We start from the raw sequence: 16,794 nt of genomic DNA, 5'->3' as shown, positions 1-16,794 counted from the left end.
TTTGGACCGGTCCTACGGCCTGGTCGCGGCCGCGATGCGCAGTGGTCGATGTAACCCCGCCCAAGCCGCCGTGATCGTGAACGCGCTCGACGACCTCCCCGCCGACCTCGAGGTCGAGGTCAAGACCAAGGCCGAAGAGGCGCTGGTCGCCTACGCCACCCAGTTCGACCCCACCCAGCTGCGCCGCCTCGGCCGCCGCATCCTGGAGGTCATCGCCCCGGAGATCGCCGAGGCCGAAGAAGCGAAACGCCTCGCCGCCGAAGAGGCCCACGCCCGGAAGAAGACCCGGCTGAGCATGCGCCGCCTGGGTGATGGCACCACCCGGATCGCGGCCGTGGTCCCCGACGCATGCGCGGACCGGCTCGCCACCAACCTGGAGGCCTTCGCCTCACCCCGCCGCGAGGACGGCACCCGCACCGAGACCGGCGACTACCTGCCCTACCACCGCCGCCTCGGCCACGCGTTCTGCCAGCTGCTCGAGACCCTCGACCCAGCCCGGCTGCCCATCCACGGCGGGGACGCCACCACCGTGATCGTGACCATCGACCTCGATCAGCTCCGCACCGAGGCCGGCATCGCCCAGGTCCTCGGCGGCAGCCCGATCACCGCCGCCGAAGCCCGCCGGCTGGCCTGCACCGCAAACATCATCCCAGCGGTTCTCGGTGGTGACTCCGAGGTCCTCGACCTGGGCCGCAAGGAACGCCTCTTCACCGCCGCCCAACGCCGCGCCCTCCTCCTCAGATCCGCGACCTGCGAGGCCGAAGGCTGCGACATCCCCGGCACCTGGGCCGAAGCCCACCACTGGATCGCCTGGGCCCAAGGCGGCGCCACCGACCTCGACAACGCCGCACTCCTCTGCAGCCATCACCACCACCGCGCCCACGACCCCACCTACCTCCACGAACGCCTCCCCAACGGCGACATCCGCTTCACCAGACGCACCTAAACCGACCGGTCAGATCCAACCCACCAACACACTCCCCGACCCGGCGCATCTGCCCCACCAGAACCGGCCGACCCGGCGCATCTGCCCCACCAGAACCGGCCGACCCGGCGCATCTGTCCCACCAGAACCGGCCGACCCGGCGCGTCTGTCGTGCTTCTGGCCGACGGTCTGGTGAGCATGTGCGCCGACTCGACAACGGTCACGAGGACAACGGTGTCGCGACCGGCCTCCAACGCCTTCCCGCCCTGCTCCCATCACACGACCGCGCCCACGCCCCTACGGCCGACGCCCCTGCGCACGTCCGTGAACGACTACGCAACGGCGACATCCGCTTCACCAGGCGCACATGAGCCGCACGAACCGATGGCGGCGGTCAGCTGGAGGCCGTCGAGTCCCGCAGGGAGTGGACCATGCCTTTCAGGATCCGGAACGCGTCTGCCTGATCGGACTCCGTCATGCCGGCGAGCATCCTGACCTCGACCGATCGGACGGCCGCGGTCGCCTGCTCGAGCCTCCGGCGGCCGCGAGGGGTGAGGCGTGTCGGGAGGACCTTTCCGACCGGCGCCTCTGCGGGCCTCGTGACATCGCCGTCGCGCTCGAGGGAGCGGAGGAGCACGTTCATCGTCTGTCGTGTCACGAAGGCGCCGCGGGCGAGCTCGGAGTTAGACAGACCGGGGCGCTGGGCCAGCAGCTCCAGACAGGCGTAGTGCGTGACGCTCATCCCGAGCGGCCGCAGGACCTCCTCCATCGCGGCGCGCAGGGCGCTCGACGCCTCCTTCAGCAGATAGCCGAGCGACTTGTCCAGGTCGACGCCCTCTTGACTCATGTCAGTATCCTGACATACGTTGCCCGTGTCAGTAAACTGACACGACCTTGAGGAGCCCACCATGCCCGTCACCGGACCCGACTTCATCTCGCTGCAGGCCCGCGATCTCGACGCCTCGCAGGCGTTCTATGAGCACTACCTCGGCCTCGTCCGGTCGCCGGCCGGGCCTCCGCACGCCGTCGTCTTCGAGACGAAGCCGATCGCGTTCGCCCTGCGCGACGTCGTCCCCGGCACCGATCTCGACTCCGTGACCCAGCCCGGCATCGGCGCCGCCATCTGGCTCCACGCCACCGAGGTGCAGGCCGTTCACGACGCGCTCGTCGCCGACGGCCACACGATCGTCTCGGCGCCGATCGACGGGCCGTTCGGCCGTACGTTCACGTTCGCCGACCCCGACGGCTACCAGATCACCCTCCACGACCGCGCCTGACAGCCGGCCTCAGCCTCAGCCGCCGACGCACTCGTCGTTGTCGCCGCCGGAGTAGCAGGGCGGGGCACCGTAGCCGCCCTGCTCGCGCTCCGGCTCCGGCTCCGGCAGGTCGACCGCCCCGGGGATGTAGCAGAGCACGAGGATTGCAGCTCCGCCGACAAGCAGCAGCGCCTGCCAGACCGTCCCGGGCAGTCGACGGCGCCGGTTGAGGAGGTGGGCCAGTACACCTGCGACCAGCGCGAGGACCATGATCGTGGCCCAGACCCGGTAGGACGCCACGTTCGACGGCATCACCTGCGGCTGCTCACCGAAGAAGACCAGGTACACGTCCAGCCAGTTGGACATCAGGTTCCCGATCGCGACAACGGCCACGCCCGACGCCAGGACAGTGGCAAGCGCGGCCCAGGGAACCCGTCTCACCCGTCGTGGCGTGAGGATCGGTCGGTCGAAAGCGAGCATGCGACGAGTCTCGCGAACCGGGAGCGCGACGTGATGAGCCTGCGTACTCAACTCCTTGACCTTCAGGCCGGTCGAAGCCTCAGGATCGAGGCCATGACCGCAACCCCCGCTGCTGATCCGATGATGGACGCCATCACCACCGCCGTGACCCTCGGCCACGAGGCTGACGTCACCCGGGCCCGGGAGGACCTGCTCGCGATCTGGGCGGACCTCGGGGTGACGGGGGATCCGCTCCACCGCTGCGTGCTCGCCCACTACCTCGCCGACCTCTACCCGGACGCGGCCGAGGCGCTGATCTGGGACGTACGCGCCCTTGACGCCGCCGAGGCCCTCACCGACCGACGGGCGCAGGAGCACGACGCGAGCCTGCAGGTCGCCGGGTTCTACCCGAGCCTGCACCTCAACATCGCCGACAACCTCCGTCGGCTCGGTGCCTTCGCGGCGGCCGCCGAGCACATCGACAAGGCCGAGGGACGCGCAGCGGCACTTCCGCCCGGGGCGTACGGCGACATGATCCGTGCGGCGATCCAGGGCGTCGGCGAAGCGATCACGGCTCGGGACACCGCTCCTCGGACGACATCGCCAAGCGTCGGTCGAGCCGAGTGAGAGCTCAACCGGCCTTCGCGATGCTCGAGAGGATCGCGTCGGCGGCTGCTTGGGGCGCCTTGGTCGGGATCCAGTGGCTGACACCGGTGAGCTCGATGAACTCGTAGGGCCCGGTGACGGAGTTCTCGTTGCCCTCCAGCGCGGTACGCCCGATCGCGACGTCGCGGTCGCTCCACAGCATGGTCGTCGGGACCGAGACCCGGCCGACGCGCGGAGCCAGGAAGAGGGCGCGATACCAGCCCAGGCCGCCGGGCAGCGCGCCGTAGTCGATGATCTCCTCGCGGAAGCGCTGAATGTCCCCGTCGTCCCAGCCGCTCCCCCGCATCATCCGCTCCATCCGGCCGTCGCGCCCGGCGACCAGCTCGGGCAGGAACGGGATGTTGAAGTAGGCCATGTAGGCCGACTTGCGCCGCTGCGGGCCCTTCATCGAGCGCGCGAACGGGACCGGGTGCGGGACCGACATCGCGGTCCAGCTGCGCACCAGGTCGGGCCGCTTGGCCGCCACTCCCCAGCCGACCGCACTCCCCCAGTCGTGACCGGCCAGGTGGACCGGACGGCCGATCTCGTCGATCAGCGCCACCACGTCCTCGACGAGCTCGCCGGCGCCGTAGCCCAGGCGCGTACGCGGCCGGGCGCCCGGCGAGTAGCCGCGCTGGTCCGGGGCGATCGTGCGGAACCCGGCCTCGTGCAGGATCGGCGACACCTCCCGCCAGCAGGTCGCCCGCTCCGGGAAGCCGTGCAGGAGCACGACCGGGTCGCCGTCGGCGGGGCCCGAGTCGATCACGTCGAAGGTGAGTCCGTCACGTACGTAGCTCGAGATCGTCACGCGCCACATCCTGTCAGGCTTCCGCCTCGTCGAGGCGGGCTGCGGGTGTGCGGTAGCGGCGCCGGCAACGATGCTGTGCGATAGCGCGCTGCGGTAAGGATGGCCGCGATGCGGCGAGACGGAAGAGGCGCCGGCTCGGGTGGCCGAGCCGCGCCTCTTTCGTGATCCTGCGGGTCTAGCCTTCGGCGATCGCGTCGAGGCGCTTGACGGTGGTCTCGAAGTCGGCGATCAGGTCGGCCATGACCTCGGCGACGGGACGTACCTCGTTCATCCGGCCGACGATCTGACCGACCGGCATCGCGACGACGTCGGGGTCCCCGGCGGCGTTGATGCGGTTGTGGGCGTCGGAGACGAGCAGGTTCTGCAGCGGCATCGGCAGCGGCGCCGGCGAGCCCTCGGCCTCCCAGGCGTCGGTCCACTTCGACTTCAGGAGCCGGGCCGGCTTGCCGGTGTAGATCTTCATCCGGCGGGTGTCGGCGGAGGTGGCGCGGGTGAACGCGGTCTCCCAGCCGGCGTGGGTGTTGAGGTTGCGGTACTCCGAGGTGCCCAACCAGATGGAGCCCGTCCAGACGCCCTGCGCCCCGAGAGCCAGCGACGCCGCGATCTGGCGGCCCGAACCGATCCCGCCCGCACCCAGCACCGGTACGTCCGGACCGACCGCGTCGACGATGTCGGGCTGGAGCACCATCGAGGCGATCTCGCCGGTGTGGCCGCCGGCCTCGTAGCCCTGGGCGACGATGATGTCGACACCGTTGGAGACGTGCGAGACCGCGTGCTTGGGGGCGCCCGCGAGGGCGGCCACCTTGACCCCGTGCTCGTGCGCCTTCTCGATGACGTCGTTGGGTGGGGTGCCCAGCGCGTTGGCGATCAGCACCGGCCGGTGCTGCAGCGCGACGTCGACGTGGGAGCGGGCGGTCGAGTGCAGCCAGCCGAGCACACCCTCGCGCCCCTCCCCCTCCGGCAGCGGCGGCACGCCGAGCGAGAGCAGCGTCTTGTCGACCCACTCGGTGTGCTCGGCCGGGATGTAGGCGGACAGGTCGGTCGAGGTGCCCTCGGTCGGCACCTTCATCGGCATGACGACGTCGACGCCGTACGGCTTGCCGTCGGTGTTCTCGTCCATCCAGGTGAGGGCGCGGTCCAGCTCCTCGGCGTCGTTGAAGCGTACGCAGCCCAGCACGCCGAGGCCGCCGGCCTTGGAGACCTCCGCGGCCACGTGCTCCGAGGGGGTGAAGGCGAAGATCGGGTAGTCGATCCCGAATGCCTCGCACAGTGCCGTACGGATCATGCTGTTGCTCCTTCGGAGTCCTGCTCGGTCGCGGTCGCTCGGGTGGCCAGGGCGATCTCCTTGGCCTTGGGGTACTGGGCCTTGCCGGTGGCGTTGCGGGGCACCTCGTCGACGATGGTCAGGGCGCGCGGCAGCTTGTAGCCGGACAGGTGCGCCCGCAGGAACGTACGCAGCCCCTCCAGCTCGATCGTCGCGCCCGGTCGGGGCTCGACGACCGCGGCCACCGCCTGTCCGTAGCGCTCGTCCGGGATCCCGACGACGAGCGTGTCGTAGACGTCGGGGTGGGCCTTGATGGCTGCCTCGACCTCCTCGGGGTAGACCTTCTCGCCACCGGTGTTGATGCAGTTGGAGCCGCGGCCGAGGAGGGTGAGGCGGTTGCCCTCCTCGATCCGGGCGTTGTCGCCCGGGATCGCGTAGCGCTCGCCGTCGATCTCGACGAACGTCTTCGCCGACTTCTCGGGGTCCTTGTAGTAGCCGACCGGCACATGGCCCTTGCGGGCGGTGCGACCGATCTTGCCGACGTCCTTGACCAGATCGAGCGGGTGGCCGTCGTCGCCGATCACGGCGGTGTGGGCACCGGCGGTGACCACCGGGCCGTCGGTCGAGAGCGCGGACGCGTCCTGCAGGCCGGTGCCCTGGAAGCCGGTCTCGGTCGAGCCGATCGAGTCGGTGAAGACCGCGTTGGGGAACGCCTTCATCCAGCGCTCCTTGACCGACTTGGAGAAGATCGCGGCGCTGGAGGCGATGGCGAACAGCGACTGGCCGTCGAAACCACCCGCCTCGTACGCATCGATGAGCGGCACCGCCATCGCATCACCGGTCATGAACATCATCTGGACCTTCTCGCGGTCGACGATCTCCCAGGTGCGTACCGGGTCGAACTTCGGCTCGAGGATCGTGACCTGGCCGGCGAAGAGATGCATGAGGAGCGACGCCTGGGCGCCGCCGTGCATCAGCGGACTGAGCGGGAGGGTGATGAGCCCGCCGCCCGCGGCCTGCTTGGACTGGTCGTACTCCTCCAGCGGCGCGCCCGTCATGAAGTCGATGCCGCCACCGAGCACGCGCCAGAAGTCTTCGTGGCGCCACATCACGCCCTTGGGGAAGCCGGTGGTCCCGCCGGTGTAGATGACGTGGATGTCGTCGGGGCTGCGATCGCCGAAGTCGCGTGCGTCGGACTGCCCGGCCTGCGCCTCCTCGAGCGCGACCCCGCCGAACGGGCTCAGGTCGGAGTCGTCGTGGGGCTCGAGGGGGTTGGGGACCGCCACGAACGTCTTCAGATCCGGCAGCTTCGGGGCGACCTCGGCGACCAGGGGCGCGTAGACGCGGTCGTGGACCAGCGCCTTGAGGTCGGCGTTCTCGAAGAGGTACTCCAGCTCGCCGGCGACGTAGCGGTAGTTCACGTTGATCGCCACCGCACGGATCTTCAGGATCGCGAGCAGGGCGACGACGTGCTCGACAGAGTTCTTGGAGTAGAGCCCGACGTGATCGCCCTTCCCGATCCCCCGGCCGGCCAGGTAATGGGCCAGCTTGTTGGACTCACGCTCGAGCTCGGCGTAGGTCACTTTGCGGTCGCCGACTTGGACCGACACCTTCTCGGGCGCGGCGTCGACGGCGTGTTCGAAGAGGTCAGCAAGGTTCAGCGCCATGACTGCGAGACTAGAACACGTTTCAGTTTTCCGCTAGGGTCGATGTCATGCCGATCACAGAATCTTCTGCCGCGACGCCGCACGCGATCGTCGAGCAGGACGGCCACAAGCTCATCGTCACGATGAACCGTCCCGAGCGCCGCAACGCGCTCTCCTCCGAGATGCTGCGGATCATGGAGGACGCCTGGGACCGGGTGAACTCCGACCCGGAGATCCGGGTCTGCATCCTCACCGGCGCCGGTGGCTACTTCTGCGCCGGGATGGACCTGAAGACGGCCGACGAGAAGCCGCCCTCGGAGTCGTTCGAGGAGGGTTTCGACCCGACGGTGCTCAAGGGCCTCCTCAAGGGCTTCCGGCTGACCAAGCCGTTGATCGCGGCCGTCGAGGGACCCGCCATCGCCGGCGGCACCGAGATCCTGCAGGGGACCGACATCCGGGTCGCCGGTGAGTCGGCCAAGTTCGGCGTCGCCGAGGCCCGCTGGTCGCTCTACCCGATGGGTGGCTCCGCCGTGCGCCTCCCCCGCCAGATCCCCTACACCGTCGCCGCCGAGCTGCTGCTGACCGGACGTACGTTGAAGGCCCCCGAGGCCAAGGAGCTCGGCCTGATCGGCCACGTCGTCCCCGACGGCACGGCCCTGGAGAAGGCGCACGAGCTCGCCGACATGATCGCCGCCAACGGCCCGCTCGCGGTCCAGGCGATCCTGCGCACCATGCGCGACTCCGAGGGCAAGCACGAGGATGAGTGCTGGGCAGACGACGCCAAGGTCGGCGCCGCCGTCTTCGCCTCCGAGGACGCCAAGGAGGGCCCGAAGGCCTTCCTGGAGAAGCGCAAGCCCCAGTTCAAGGGCAAATAGCCGAGAAGTCACTCCCGTCGGCCGAGAAGTCACCCCCGTGACTTCTCGGCCGACGTACGTGACGCCTCGGCCGGTCCGGGGTCAGGCGAAGCGGGTGCGGAGGGCCTTCTTGTCCGGCTTGCCGAGGGCGGTCATGGGGATCGCGTCGACCTCGATGACCGACTTGGGTGCCTGGACGGAGCCCTTGCGCTCCTTGACCAGGGCCTGGATCTCGGCGACGACCGCGTCGGTGAGAGCGGCGCCGGGACGTACGACGACGACGGCGGTCACGGCCTCGCCGAACTTCTCGTGCGGGGTGCCGATGACGGCGACCTGGGCGACGGCGGGGTGGGTCGCGATGACGTCCTCGACCTCGCGGGGGAAGACGTTGAAGCCGCCGGTGACGATCATGTCCTTGGTGCGGTCGACGATGTACCAGAAGCCGTCCTCGTCCTCGCGCGCCACGTCGCCGGTGTGCATCCAGCCGTCGCGGAAGGTCTCGGCGGTGACCTCGGGCAGCTGCCAGTAGCCGCCGGAGAGCAGCGGGCCGGCGACGCAGATCTCGCCCGGCTCACCGGGAGCGACCGGGGCGCCGTCGGGACCGATCAGGGCAGTGCGTACGAGCGCCGAGGGACGGCCGCAGGAGGTGAGGCGGTGGGTGATCGGCTTGCCGTCGGCGTCGACGTGGTCGGTCTTGGCGAAGTAGGTGATCGCCATCGGCGCCTCGGACTGGCCGTAGTACTGCGCGAAGATCGGCCCGAACCGCTCGATCGCCTCGGCCAGGCGCACCGGGTTGATCGCGGAGGCGCCGTAGTAGACGGTCTCGAGCGAAGACAGGTCGCGGGTGCGGGAGTCGGGGTGGTCCAGGAGCGCGTACAGCATCGTCGGGACCACCATGAGCGAGGAGATGCGCTCCCGCTCGATCGTCTCCAGCACCTCGGCCGGGTCGAACTTCGGCAGCACGAAGAGCGTGCCGCCCTTGATCACGACGGGCACGAAGAAGGCGGCGCCGGCGTGCGAGAGCGGCGTGCACATCAGGAAGCGGGGCGCCTCGGGCCACTCCCACTCGGACAGCTGCACCTGGGTCATCGTGGCGAACGATCCGGCCAGCCCGATCACGCCCTTCGGCTTCCCGGTCGTCCCGCCGGTGTAGGTGATCGAGGTGACATGGTCGGGCGGGAGCAGTCGCGCGCTCAGCGGCTCGACCGGATAGGTGGCCGCGGCGGCGACCAGGTCGACCCCGACGTCGGCCAGCTGTGGCGGCACCGGGCCGATGGTGAGCACCTGCTTGAGCCCCGGGCACAGCTCGAGCAGCTCGACGGCACGGTCGGCGAAGTAGGGGTCGATGACGATGCCGGTGATCCCGGCGTCGTTGATCACGTACGCCTGATCCTCCGCGCTCCCCAGCGGGTGCAGCGAGGTGCGCTGGAACCCCTGGGTCTGGCCGGCGCCGAGGATGAAGAGCACCTCGGGCCGGTTGAGCGCGAGCAGCGCGGTCGCCGAGCCGGTGCCGGCGCCGAGGGCCTCGAAGGCCTGGACGTACTGGCTGATCCGGGCCGAGACCTCCGCCCCGGTCAGACTCACGTCTCCGAGATGGATGATCGGACGATGCTTGTGGCGCTCCAGCGCCGAGACCATCAGATGACCGTTGTGGGGACCGATGCGGCTGGTATCCATGCGCCGCACCCTACCGTGAAACTAGAACGTGTTCTAGCCCCCGGATCGAGGATGGCGAGGCCTCAGGCGTCGCCGACGTGCTCCCGGTCGGCCTCGTCGACCGGCTGACGCGCCCACCGGGGCAGGATGAAGATCCCCTCCGCCTCGACGCACAGGGTCGGCTCGGAGCCGTCGTCCGGCCGGGTGAGCAGGCGGCCGCGTACGATCGCCTTCACGCCCTCGGTCGACTCGATCCGCGCCTCGCCCCGCAGCGGACCCAGCGGGGTGCCCTGCTTGTAGACGATCGTCAGGGTGCCGGTCATGCCGGGCCGGCCGCCCGCGGAGGCGGCCTCGCCGAGCAGCTGGTCGAGGATCAGCGCGGAGACGCCACCGTGCACCAGTCCGGGCGGACCCTCGTAGGCCGGCCCGAGCGTGAAGTCGGCCCAGACGTCCTCGCCGTCGCGCTGCACCGCCAGCGGCGGGGCGAAGGCGTTCCCCTTCCCGACCACGGGGTTGCCGTAGTTGCGAAACCCTCCGTCCGCCCCGAACCGGACCCCGTGCGGGCCGGGCAGCGCCTCGGCGAGCAGGTCGGCGGTGAGTGCCTCGACCCGCCTGCGTACGTCATCGAGGACGGCGTCCGGGACCTGCGTGCGCACCACGGCGTCGACGAGGCCGCGCACCGAGTCGGTCAGCGGGACCAGGGCCGCCTCGCGCTCCTTGATCTCGGCGTCGGTCATGTCGTCGTGGACGTATCCCGCAGGAGCCTGCGGGTGGTGGGCGCGTCCGTAGTGCATCGACATCTGGGTCCTCGCGTTCACGATGGGGGCATCAGGATGGGGTGAGCCTCACCGTAGACGTGCTGGTCGTCGAGGTGGCAGTGGGTCCCCGGGTAGATGGTCGACATGCACAGGTTGCAGTGTGTGCACCGCGACACGGTCTCCGGGTCGTCGCGCAGGCGATTGACCAGGTCCGGCTCCCGGAGCAGGGCGCGGGCCATCGCGACGTACTCGAAGCCCTCGTCCATCGCGGTCCGCATCCCGGTCAGGTCGGTGACCCCGCCGAGGAGCACGAGCGGCATGGTGAGCGCGCGGCGGAACTCGCGGGCGTTGTCGAGGAAGTAGAGCGGCTTGTAGGGGTACTCCTTGAAGAAGCCCTTTCCCACCATCCGCATGCCCATCCGGATCACCGGGTGCAGCGGCATGTTGGCGGCCATCTCCCGGTAGGGGGCGTCGCCGCGGAAGAGGTACATCGGGTTCATGAACGAGGAGCCGCCGGTGAGCTCGAGCGCGTCGAGGTGGCCGTCGGACTCCAGCATCCGCGCGAACTCGACCGACTCCGGCAGGTCGAACCCGCCGCGGTAGCCGTCGCGCATGTTCATCTTGGCGAGCACGGCGACCTGGCCATCAGCTGCGTCAGCGACCGCCTCGCGGACGGCGGCGAGGATCCGGCGCGACAAGGTTGCCCGGTTGGCGAGCGACCCGCCGAACTCGTCGGTGCGCGGGTTGAGGCGCGGGCTGAGGAACGAGCTGGGCAGGTAGTTGTGACCGAGATGGACCTCGATCGCGTCGAACCCGGTCTCCACCGCCATCCGCGCCGCGGCGCCGTGCTGCTCGACGACCCGGGCGAGGTCGGCCGCGGTCGCAGCGCGGTTGAACGCCATCCCGAGCGCATTGAAGGACCGCGTCGGCGCCAGCGACGGCACCCCGTTGGACTTCGCGTTCGCCACCGGCCCGGCATGGCCGATCTGGGCCGAGACCTTGGCGCCGGTCCGGTGGATCTCCTCGGTCAGGCGCCGCAGTCCGGGCAGGGCCTCGGGGCGCCAGTAGATGCAGTCGGCATGCGTACGTCCCTCCGGGGCCACCGCGAGATAGGCGACCGTGGTCATCCCGACGCCGCCCTCGGCGACGGCGAGGTGGTAGTCGATCAGCCGGTCCGAGACCAGCGCCCCGGGTGAGGCGCCCTCGAAGGTCGCCGCCTTGATCACCCGGTTGCGCAGCGTCACCGGGCCCAGGGTCGCCGGAGCGAGCGGGTCGGTCATCGACGTTCCTTCCTGAACTCGCGCATCCGGCGCAGATAGCCCCGCAGCCGCCGGCCGGGCACCGGCCGCGGCCAGTCGTCGGCCCGGAACCAGGCGTCGCTGCCGCCGTCGACCACGACGACGCTGCCGACCATGAAGTCCGCGGCCGGGCTCAGCATCTGGATCACCCAGTCGGCGAGCAGACCCGGGTCACCGTAGCCTCCGGCCGGGACCGGGAACGACCTGATCGCCTTCGCCTCCGACGGCGTCGCGAGCTGCTTCTCCAGCAGCGGGGTGAGCACCGCGCCCGGCGCGATCGCGTTGAGCCGGATCCCGGCGCCGACCCAGTCCGGCTCGACCGCACGCCGCCGCACCCAGCGGGTCACGGCCACCTTCGAGCCGCCGTAGGCCATCGCCGGAGCGCTCTTCCCGAAGATCCGGTACGCATTCACCGCCCGCTCCGCGTCGCCCGCGAGCAGCGCGGCGACCGCCCGGCCCGGGACGAGCGGCATCGTCGTGGTGGAGTTGCTGGAGAAGACCACGACCTTCGCGTTCCCGGCGGCCGCCAGCGCCTCGCGCCACCCCTCCAGCAGCTCGACGACGCCGAAGTAGTTGACCTGGGTGATCAGGGCCGGCCGGTCGCGTCCCGGGGCCGGTCCGAGCCCGGCCGCGAGGACGGCGCCGTCGAGCCGGCCGCCGACCGCCGCCAGCACCTTCTCGACGGCATCGCGCCGGCCCGGCGCCGTCGACAGGTCGGCGACCACGTCGGCATCGCGCAGATCGACGGTCACGACCCGGTGGCCGGCGGCGACGAGCCGCTCGACCACCGCGGCACCCATCCCCGAGGCCGACCCGGTGACGGCGTAGACCGCCATCAGCGGCCGATCCCTGCTACGTCCGCCGCCCTCACCCGAGCACCTCGGCGATGCGATGGACATCGGCGGCCGAGCCGAGGCTCAGCAGCAGCGTGGTCACACCGGTCTCCTCCCACTGGGCCACCTTGTCGCGTACCTCGGCCTCGGTGCCGATGATGTGGAGGTCGTCGACGAGCTCGTCGGGGATGAGCGCGGTGGCCTTCCCCTTCTCGCCGGTCAGGTAGAGGGCCTGGACCTGGCCGGCGAGCTCGGCGTAGCCCATCCGCTCGAAGACCTGGTTGTGGAAGTTCTGCTCCTTGGCGCCCATCCCGCCCATGTAGAGGGCCGCGAACGGCTTCATCGCCTCGAGTGCCGCCTTCTTCTCGTCCGCGTCCGCGACCACCTGGAGGTGGCAGGTCGCGGCGATCTCGAAGTCCGCGGCGGTACGCCGCGCCCCGGGGCGCGCGAAGCCCTCGGCCAGCCAGTCGGCGTACATCGGGGCGGACCGGGGCGTGTAGAAGATCGGGATCCAGCCGTCGGCGATCTCGGCGGTCTGGGCGACGTTCTTGGGGCCTTCCGCGCCGAGCCAGATCGGGATGTCGGCGCGCAGCGGGTGGACGATCGGCTTGAGCGGCTTGCCGAGCCCGACCGAGCCCTCGCCGGTGAACGGCAGCGGGTAGTGCGGGCCGTCGTTGGTCACCGGCGCCTCCCGGGCGAGGACCTTGCGGATGATCGAGACGACCTCGCGGGTGCGGGCCAGCGGCTTGCCGAACGGCTGGCCGTACCACCCCTCGACCACCTGCGGGCCGCTCACCCCGAGCCCGAGGACGAACCGGCCGCCCGAGAGATGGTCGAGCGTCAGCGCGTGCATCGCGATCGAGGTCGGGGTACGCCCGGACATCTGCACGATCGAGGTGCCGAGCCGGACCCGGGAGGTCTCCCGGCCCCACCAGGCCAGCGGCGTGAACGCGTCGCTCCCCCACGCCTCGGCGGTGAAGATCGCGTCGAACCCTGCCTCCTCGGCGGCGGCGACGAGCTCGCCCACCCCCGTCGGCGGCTGTGCTCCCCAGTAGCCCAGCTGTAGCCCCAGCTTCACTCTCATCGACTCCTTCGTCCGTAGGCTCCGTAGCCGTTCGGCAGGGAGTACGGGTTGTGGCCAATACTAGAACGTGTTTCACTTTCTACCATGAGTCGCACTCTTCAGGCACCCGTGACGGTCGCCTTCGACTACACCAGATCCACAGGCCCGGTGATCGGCCGCTTCCTCACCGGACTGCGGGACGCCACCATCGTCGGCGGCCGCCTCGGGGACGGTCGAGTCGCCGTCCCACCACCCGAGTTCGACCCGGTCACGCACCAGGCCGTGACCGAGTTCGTCGAGCTCCCCGACACCGGGACGATCACCTCCTGGACCTGGGTCAGCGAGCCCGTCGCGGGCCAGCCTCTCGGGAAGCCGTTCGCCTTCGCGCTGATCACGATCGACGGCGCCGACACCCCGTGGCTGCAGGCCGTCGACGTCGCCTCCCCCGACGACATCGAGACCGGGATGAAGGTCCGCGCCCGGTGGGCCGAGGAGCGGACCGGGTCGGTCACCGACCTGGTCTTCGTGGCCGACGACGGCAACGCCCCTGAGACCGCTACGCCGGCAGGAGGCACCGAGGACGTCGGCCTGATCGTGACGCCGGTCAGTCTCGACTACCGCTACGCGGCCTCCCCGGAGGAGTCCTCGTTCTTCCGCGGTCTCGCCGAGGGCCGGATCCTGGGCCAGCGGTGCCCGAAGTGCCGCAAGGTCTACGTCCCGCCGCGCGGCGCGTGCCCGACCGACGGCGTGCCGACCTCGGAGGAGGTCGAGCTCTCCGACGTCGGCACGGTGACCACCTTCTGCGTCGTGAACGTCCCGTTCCTGGGACAGCGGATCAAGCCACCGTACGTCTCCGCGTACGTCCTCCTCGACGGCGCCGACATCGCGCTGCAGCACCTGATCCTGGACATCCCGGCCGAGGAGGTCCGGATGGGGATGCGGGTCAAGGCGGTGTGGAAGCCGCGGGACGAGTGGGGCACCAGCATCGAGAACATCAGCCATTTCGCGCCGACCGGTGAGCCGGACGCGGACTTCGACAGCTACAAGCACCACCTCTGATCGGGAGCGATATGAGAGACGTTGCCGTCGTCGGGTTCGCCCAGCGACAGATGAAGGACTTCGACGGGTCGCCGAGCATGGCCGAGCTGCTCGTGCCGATCCTGGCCGAGTGCTACGAGCAGACCGGATGGGCCAAGAAGGACATCGGGTTCTGGTGCTCCGGCTCCTCGGACTATCTGGCCGGCCGGTCGTTCTCGTTCGTGAGCGCGATCGACGCGATCGGGGTGCTGCCCCCGGTCAACGAGTCGCACGTCGAGATGGACGCCGCCTGGGCGCTCTACGAGGCCTGGCTGAAGATCCAGACCGGCGAGGTCGACACCGCGCTGGTGTTCGGCTTCGGCAAGGCGTCGGCCGGGGTGCTCCGCCGGACGCTGACGCTGCAGCTCGACCCCTACACGATGACGCCGCTGTGGCCCGACACGGTCTCCCTGGCCGCGCTGCAGGCGCGCCTCGGGCTCGACGCCGGGCTCTGGGACGAGGCCGCGCTGGCCGAGGTCGTCAACCGGTCGCTGACCGACGCCGAGAAGAACGAGTACGCCGTCCGCGCCGGTGGCTCCTCGGTGGGCGAGCTGCTCGCCCGGCCGATGTTCGCCGACCCGCTGCGCAAGCACGACTGCGCGCCGGTGACCGACGGCGCGGCCGCGATCGTGCTCGCCGCCGGCGACCGGGCCCGCGAGGCCAACCAGCGTCCCGCCTGGATCACCGGGATCGCGCACAGCTCCGACGGGCTCCACCTGGGGACCCGCGACCTGACGACGTCGGGCTCGGCGCAGCGGGCCGCGGCCGCCGCGGGCGGCACCGACGGCGTCCAGGTCGCCGAGCTGCACGCGCCGTTCAGCCACCAGGAGCTCGTCCTGCGCTCCGCGCTCGGGCTGGGTGATGACGTCGCGCTCAACCCCTCGGGCGGGGCGCTGGCCGCCAACCCGATGTTCAGTGCCGGCGCGATCCGGATCGGCGAGGCCGCCAAGCGGATCTGGGACGGCAGCGCCGACAAGGTGGTCGGCCATGCGACCAGCGGGCCGGCCCTGCAGCAGAACCTCGTGTGCGTGATGGAAGGACGAAACTGATGGGGAAGATCCCAGCCGCCGTGATCGGGATCGGCCAGACCCACCACCGCGCCAAGCGCGAGGACGTCTCGATGGCCGGGCTGTGCCGGGAGGCGATGGACCGGGCCCTCGAGGACGCCGGGCTGACCCTCGACGAGGTCGACGCCATCGTCATCGGCAAGGCGCCGGACCTGTTCGAGGGCGTGATGATGCCCGAGCTCTACCTCGCCGAAGCACTCGGCGCGGCGGGCAAGCCGCTGCTGCGGGTGCACACCGCCGGCTCCGTCGGCGGCTCGACCGCCATCGTGGCGTCTTCGCTGGTGCAGGCCGGGGTGCACAAGAAGGTGCTCACCGTCGCCTTCGAGAAGCAGTCGGAGTCCAACGCGATGTGGGCACTGTCGGTGCCGATCCCGTTCGTGATGCCGGTCCACGCCGGCGCGGGCGGCTACTTCGCCCCGCACGTACGCTCCTACATCCGCCGCGCGAGCGCGCCCTCGCACATCGGCGCGATCGTCGCGGCCAAGGACCGGAACAACGCCCTCAAGAACCCCTACGCGCACCTGCACAACGAGGGCACCACGGTCGAGTCGGTGCTCGCCTCGCAGATGCTGTGGGACCCCATCCACTACGACGAGACCTGCCCCTCCTCCGACGGCGCCTGTGCGATGGTGATCGCCGCCGAGGACGTCGCCAAGACGTACGAGGCACCCGCCTGGATCCACGGCACCGCGATGCGCTCGGAGCCCACCTCGGCCGCCGAGCGCGACCAGGTCAACCCGCAGGCCGGCCGTGAGGCCGCGGCGGCGCTGTGGAAGGCGACCGGGATCACCGACCCGGCCCGGGAGATCGACTGTGCCGAGATCTATGTGCCGTTCGCCTGGTTCGAGCCGATGTGGCTCGAGAACCTCGGCTTCGCCGCCGAGGGCGAGGGCTGGAAGCTCACCGAGGCCGGAGAGACCGCCATCGGCGGCAGCCTGCCGGTCAACATGAGCGGCGGCGTACTCTCCTCCAACCCGATCGGCGCCTCCGGCATGCTGCGCTTCGCCGAGGCCGCCCTGCAGGTCAGGGGCCGGGCCGGCGAGCACCAGGTGGACGGCGCCCGCCGCGCACTCGGGCACGCCTACGGCGGCGGGTCGCAGTTCTTCTCGATGTGGGTCGTGGGGTCGGAGCAGCCGGCCAACTAGCCTCGGCGAACGCCGGGCTCCCGGTCGATCACCCGTGGTG

Annotated in this window: 17 protein-coding genes; 7 read left to right on the top strand and 10 right to left on the bottom strand. The window is 70.6% G+C overall.

What is annotated here, in order from left to right:
* The coding region (locus UG56_RS01305; RefSeq protein WP_143054858.1) for an HNH endonuclease signature motif containing protein at nt 1-946 on the top strand (946 nt) is incomplete at its 5' end.
* Nucleotides 947-1,319: 373 nt separating this feature from the next.
* Here the strand turns inward: UG56_RS01305 and UG56_RS01300 are convergent.
* Nucleotides 1,320-1,772 carry a MarR family winged helix-turn-helix transcriptional regulator gene (locus tag UG56_RS01300; protein WP_045550617.1) on the bottom strand — a complete coding sequence of 151 codons (453 nt, stop codon included), beginning with the start codon at nt 1,770-1,772 and terminating at the stop codon, nt 1,320-1,322.
* Between the two features lie 61 nt (nt 1,773-1,833).
* Between UG56_RS01300 and UG56_RS01295 the strand changes: the two genes are divergently transcribed.
* Nucleotides 1,834-2,202: a VOC family protein gene (locus UG56_RS01295; RefSeq protein ID WP_045550616.1), complete on the top strand. Its 369-nt coding sequence runs from the start codon at nt 1,834-1,836 to the stop codon at nt 2,200-2,202.
* Between the two features lie 15 nt (nt 2,203-2,217).
* Here UG56_RS01295 and UG56_RS01290 read toward each other — a convergent pair whose 3' ends face one another.
* The gene (locus tag UG56_RS01290) at nt 2,218-2,661 is read right to left on the bottom strand and encodes a DUF6234 family protein (RefSeq protein WP_143054857.1); all 444 of its coding nucleotides are present in this window, start codon (nt 2,659-2,661) and stop codon (nt 2,218-2,220) included.
* A gap of 93 nt (nt 2,662-2,754) precedes the next feature.
* Here UG56_RS01290 and UG56_RS01285 point away from each other — a divergent pair, with 93 nt between their 5' ends.
* Nucleotides 2,755-3,267, top strand: a complete 513-nt coding sequence (locus UG56_RS01285) for a hypothetical protein (protein ID WP_045550614.1) — start codon at nt 2,755-2,757, stop codon at nt 3,265-3,267.
* Between the two features lie 4 nt (nt 3,268-3,271).
* On the opposite strand, the gene UG56_RS01280 is transcribed toward UG56_RS01285, so the two are convergent.
* The 3 genes from UG56_RS01280 to UG56_RS01270 form a co-directional block, all read right to left on the bottom strand.
* Nucleotides 3,272-4,093 (bottom strand): alpha/beta fold hydrolase, encoded by an 822-nt coding sequence (locus UG56_RS01280; RefSeq protein ID WP_084100272.1) that lies wholly within the window; start codon nt 4,091-4,093, stop codon nt 3,272-3,274.
* 175 nt (nt 4,094-4,268) lie between these two features.
* Complete coding sequence (locus tag UG56_RS01275) at nt 4,269-5,378, bottom strand: NAD(P)H-dependent flavin oxidoreductase (protein WP_218145097.1); 1,110 nt, start codon at nt 5,376-5,378, stop codon at nt 4,269-4,271.
* Nucleotides 5,375-7,024 carry an acyl-CoA synthetase gene (locus UG56_RS01270; RefSeq protein WP_045550612.1) on the bottom strand — a complete coding sequence of 550 codons (1,650 nt, stop codon included), beginning with the start codon at nt 7,022-7,024 and terminating at the stop codon, nt 5,375-5,377. The genes UG56_RS01275 and UG56_RS01270 overlap by 4 nt, the downstream gene beginning before the upstream one ends.
* Nucleotides 7,025-7,071: 47 nt before the next feature.
* Between UG56_RS01270 and UG56_RS01265 the strand changes: the two genes are divergently transcribed.
* On the top strand, nt 7,072-7,878 hold the full coding sequence (locus UG56_RS01265) for a crotonase/enoyl-CoA hydratase family protein (protein WP_045550611.1): 807 nt from the start codon (nt 7,072-7,074) through the stop codon (nt 7,876-7,878).
* An 81-nt stretch (nt 7,879-7,959) separates the two neighbouring features.
* On the opposite strand, the gene fadD8 is transcribed toward UG56_RS01265, so the two are convergent.
* The 5 genes from fadD8 to UG56_RS01240 all read right to left on the bottom strand — a co-directional run bounded on the left by fadD8 (nt 7,960) and on the right by UG56_RS01240 (nt 13,486).
* Entirely contained in the window at nt 7,960-9,534 is a 1,575-nt protein-coding gene (gene fadD8, locus UG56_RS01260; protein ID WP_045550610.1) for a fatty-acid--CoA ligase FadD8, read from the bottom strand.
* 62 nt (nt 9,535-9,596) lie between these two features.
* Nucleotides 9,597-10,313 carry a PaaI family thioesterase gene (locus UG56_RS01255; protein WP_045550609.1) on the bottom strand — a complete coding sequence of 239 codons (717 nt, stop codon included), beginning with the start codon at nt 10,311-10,313 and terminating at the stop codon, nt 9,597-9,599.
* A gap of 14 nt (nt 10,314-10,327) precedes the next feature.
* On the bottom strand, nt 10,328-11,551 hold the full coding sequence (locus UG56_RS01250; RefSeq protein ID WP_045550608.1) for an NADH:flavin oxidoreductase: 1,224 nt from the start codon (nt 11,549-11,551) through the stop codon (nt 10,328-10,330).
* Nucleotides 11,548-12,405: an SDR family oxidoreductase gene (locus UG56_RS01245; protein WP_071326813.1), complete on the bottom strand. Its 858-nt coding sequence runs from the start codon at nt 12,403-12,405 to the stop codon at nt 11,548-11,550. The genes UG56_RS01250 and UG56_RS01245 overlap by 4 nt, the downstream gene beginning before the upstream one ends.
* A 31-nt stretch (nt 12,406-12,436) precedes the next feature.
* Nucleotides 12,437-13,486 (bottom strand): LLM class F420-dependent oxidoreductase, encoded by a 1,050-nt coding sequence (locus tag UG56_RS01240; RefSeq protein WP_256206377.1) that lies wholly within the window; start codon nt 13,484-13,486, stop codon nt 12,437-12,439.
* Nucleotides 13,487-13,570: 84 nt separating this feature from the next.
* On the opposite strand from UG56_RS01240, the gene UG56_RS01235 reads away from it, so the two are divergent.
* From UG56_RS01235 to UG56_RS01225, 3 genes are read left to right on the top strand one after another with little or no spacing between them, the layout of a single operon-like run.
* Nucleotides 13,571-14,524, top strand: a complete 954-nt coding sequence (locus UG56_RS01235) for a Zn-ribbon domain-containing OB-fold protein (RefSeq protein ID WP_045552021.1) — start codon at nt 13,571-13,573, stop codon at nt 14,522-14,524.
* 11 nt (nt 14,525-14,535) lie between these two features.
* Entirely contained in the window at nt 14,536-15,591 is a 1,056-nt protein-coding gene (locus tag UG56_RS01230; RefSeq protein ID WP_071326812.1) for a thiolase domain-containing protein, read from the top strand.
* Nucleotides 15,591-16,754, top strand: coding sequence for a thiolase domain-containing protein (locus tag UG56_RS01225; protein ID WP_045549422.1), 1,164 nt, complete (start codon nt 15,591-15,593; stop codon nt 16,752-16,754). The genes UG56_RS01230 and UG56_RS01225 overlap by 1 nt, the downstream gene beginning before the upstream one ends.
* Nucleotides 16,755-16,794: the final 40 nt, after the last annotated feature.

The organism is Nocardioides luteus, assembly GCF_000960475.2.
GTDB lineage: Bacteria > Actinomycetota > Actinomycetes > Propionibacteriales > Nocardioidaceae > Nocardioides > Nocardioides luteus_A.
The sequence above is the reverse complement of the archived record's forward strand: the minus strand, read 5'-3'. Positions and strand labels throughout refer to the sequence as shown.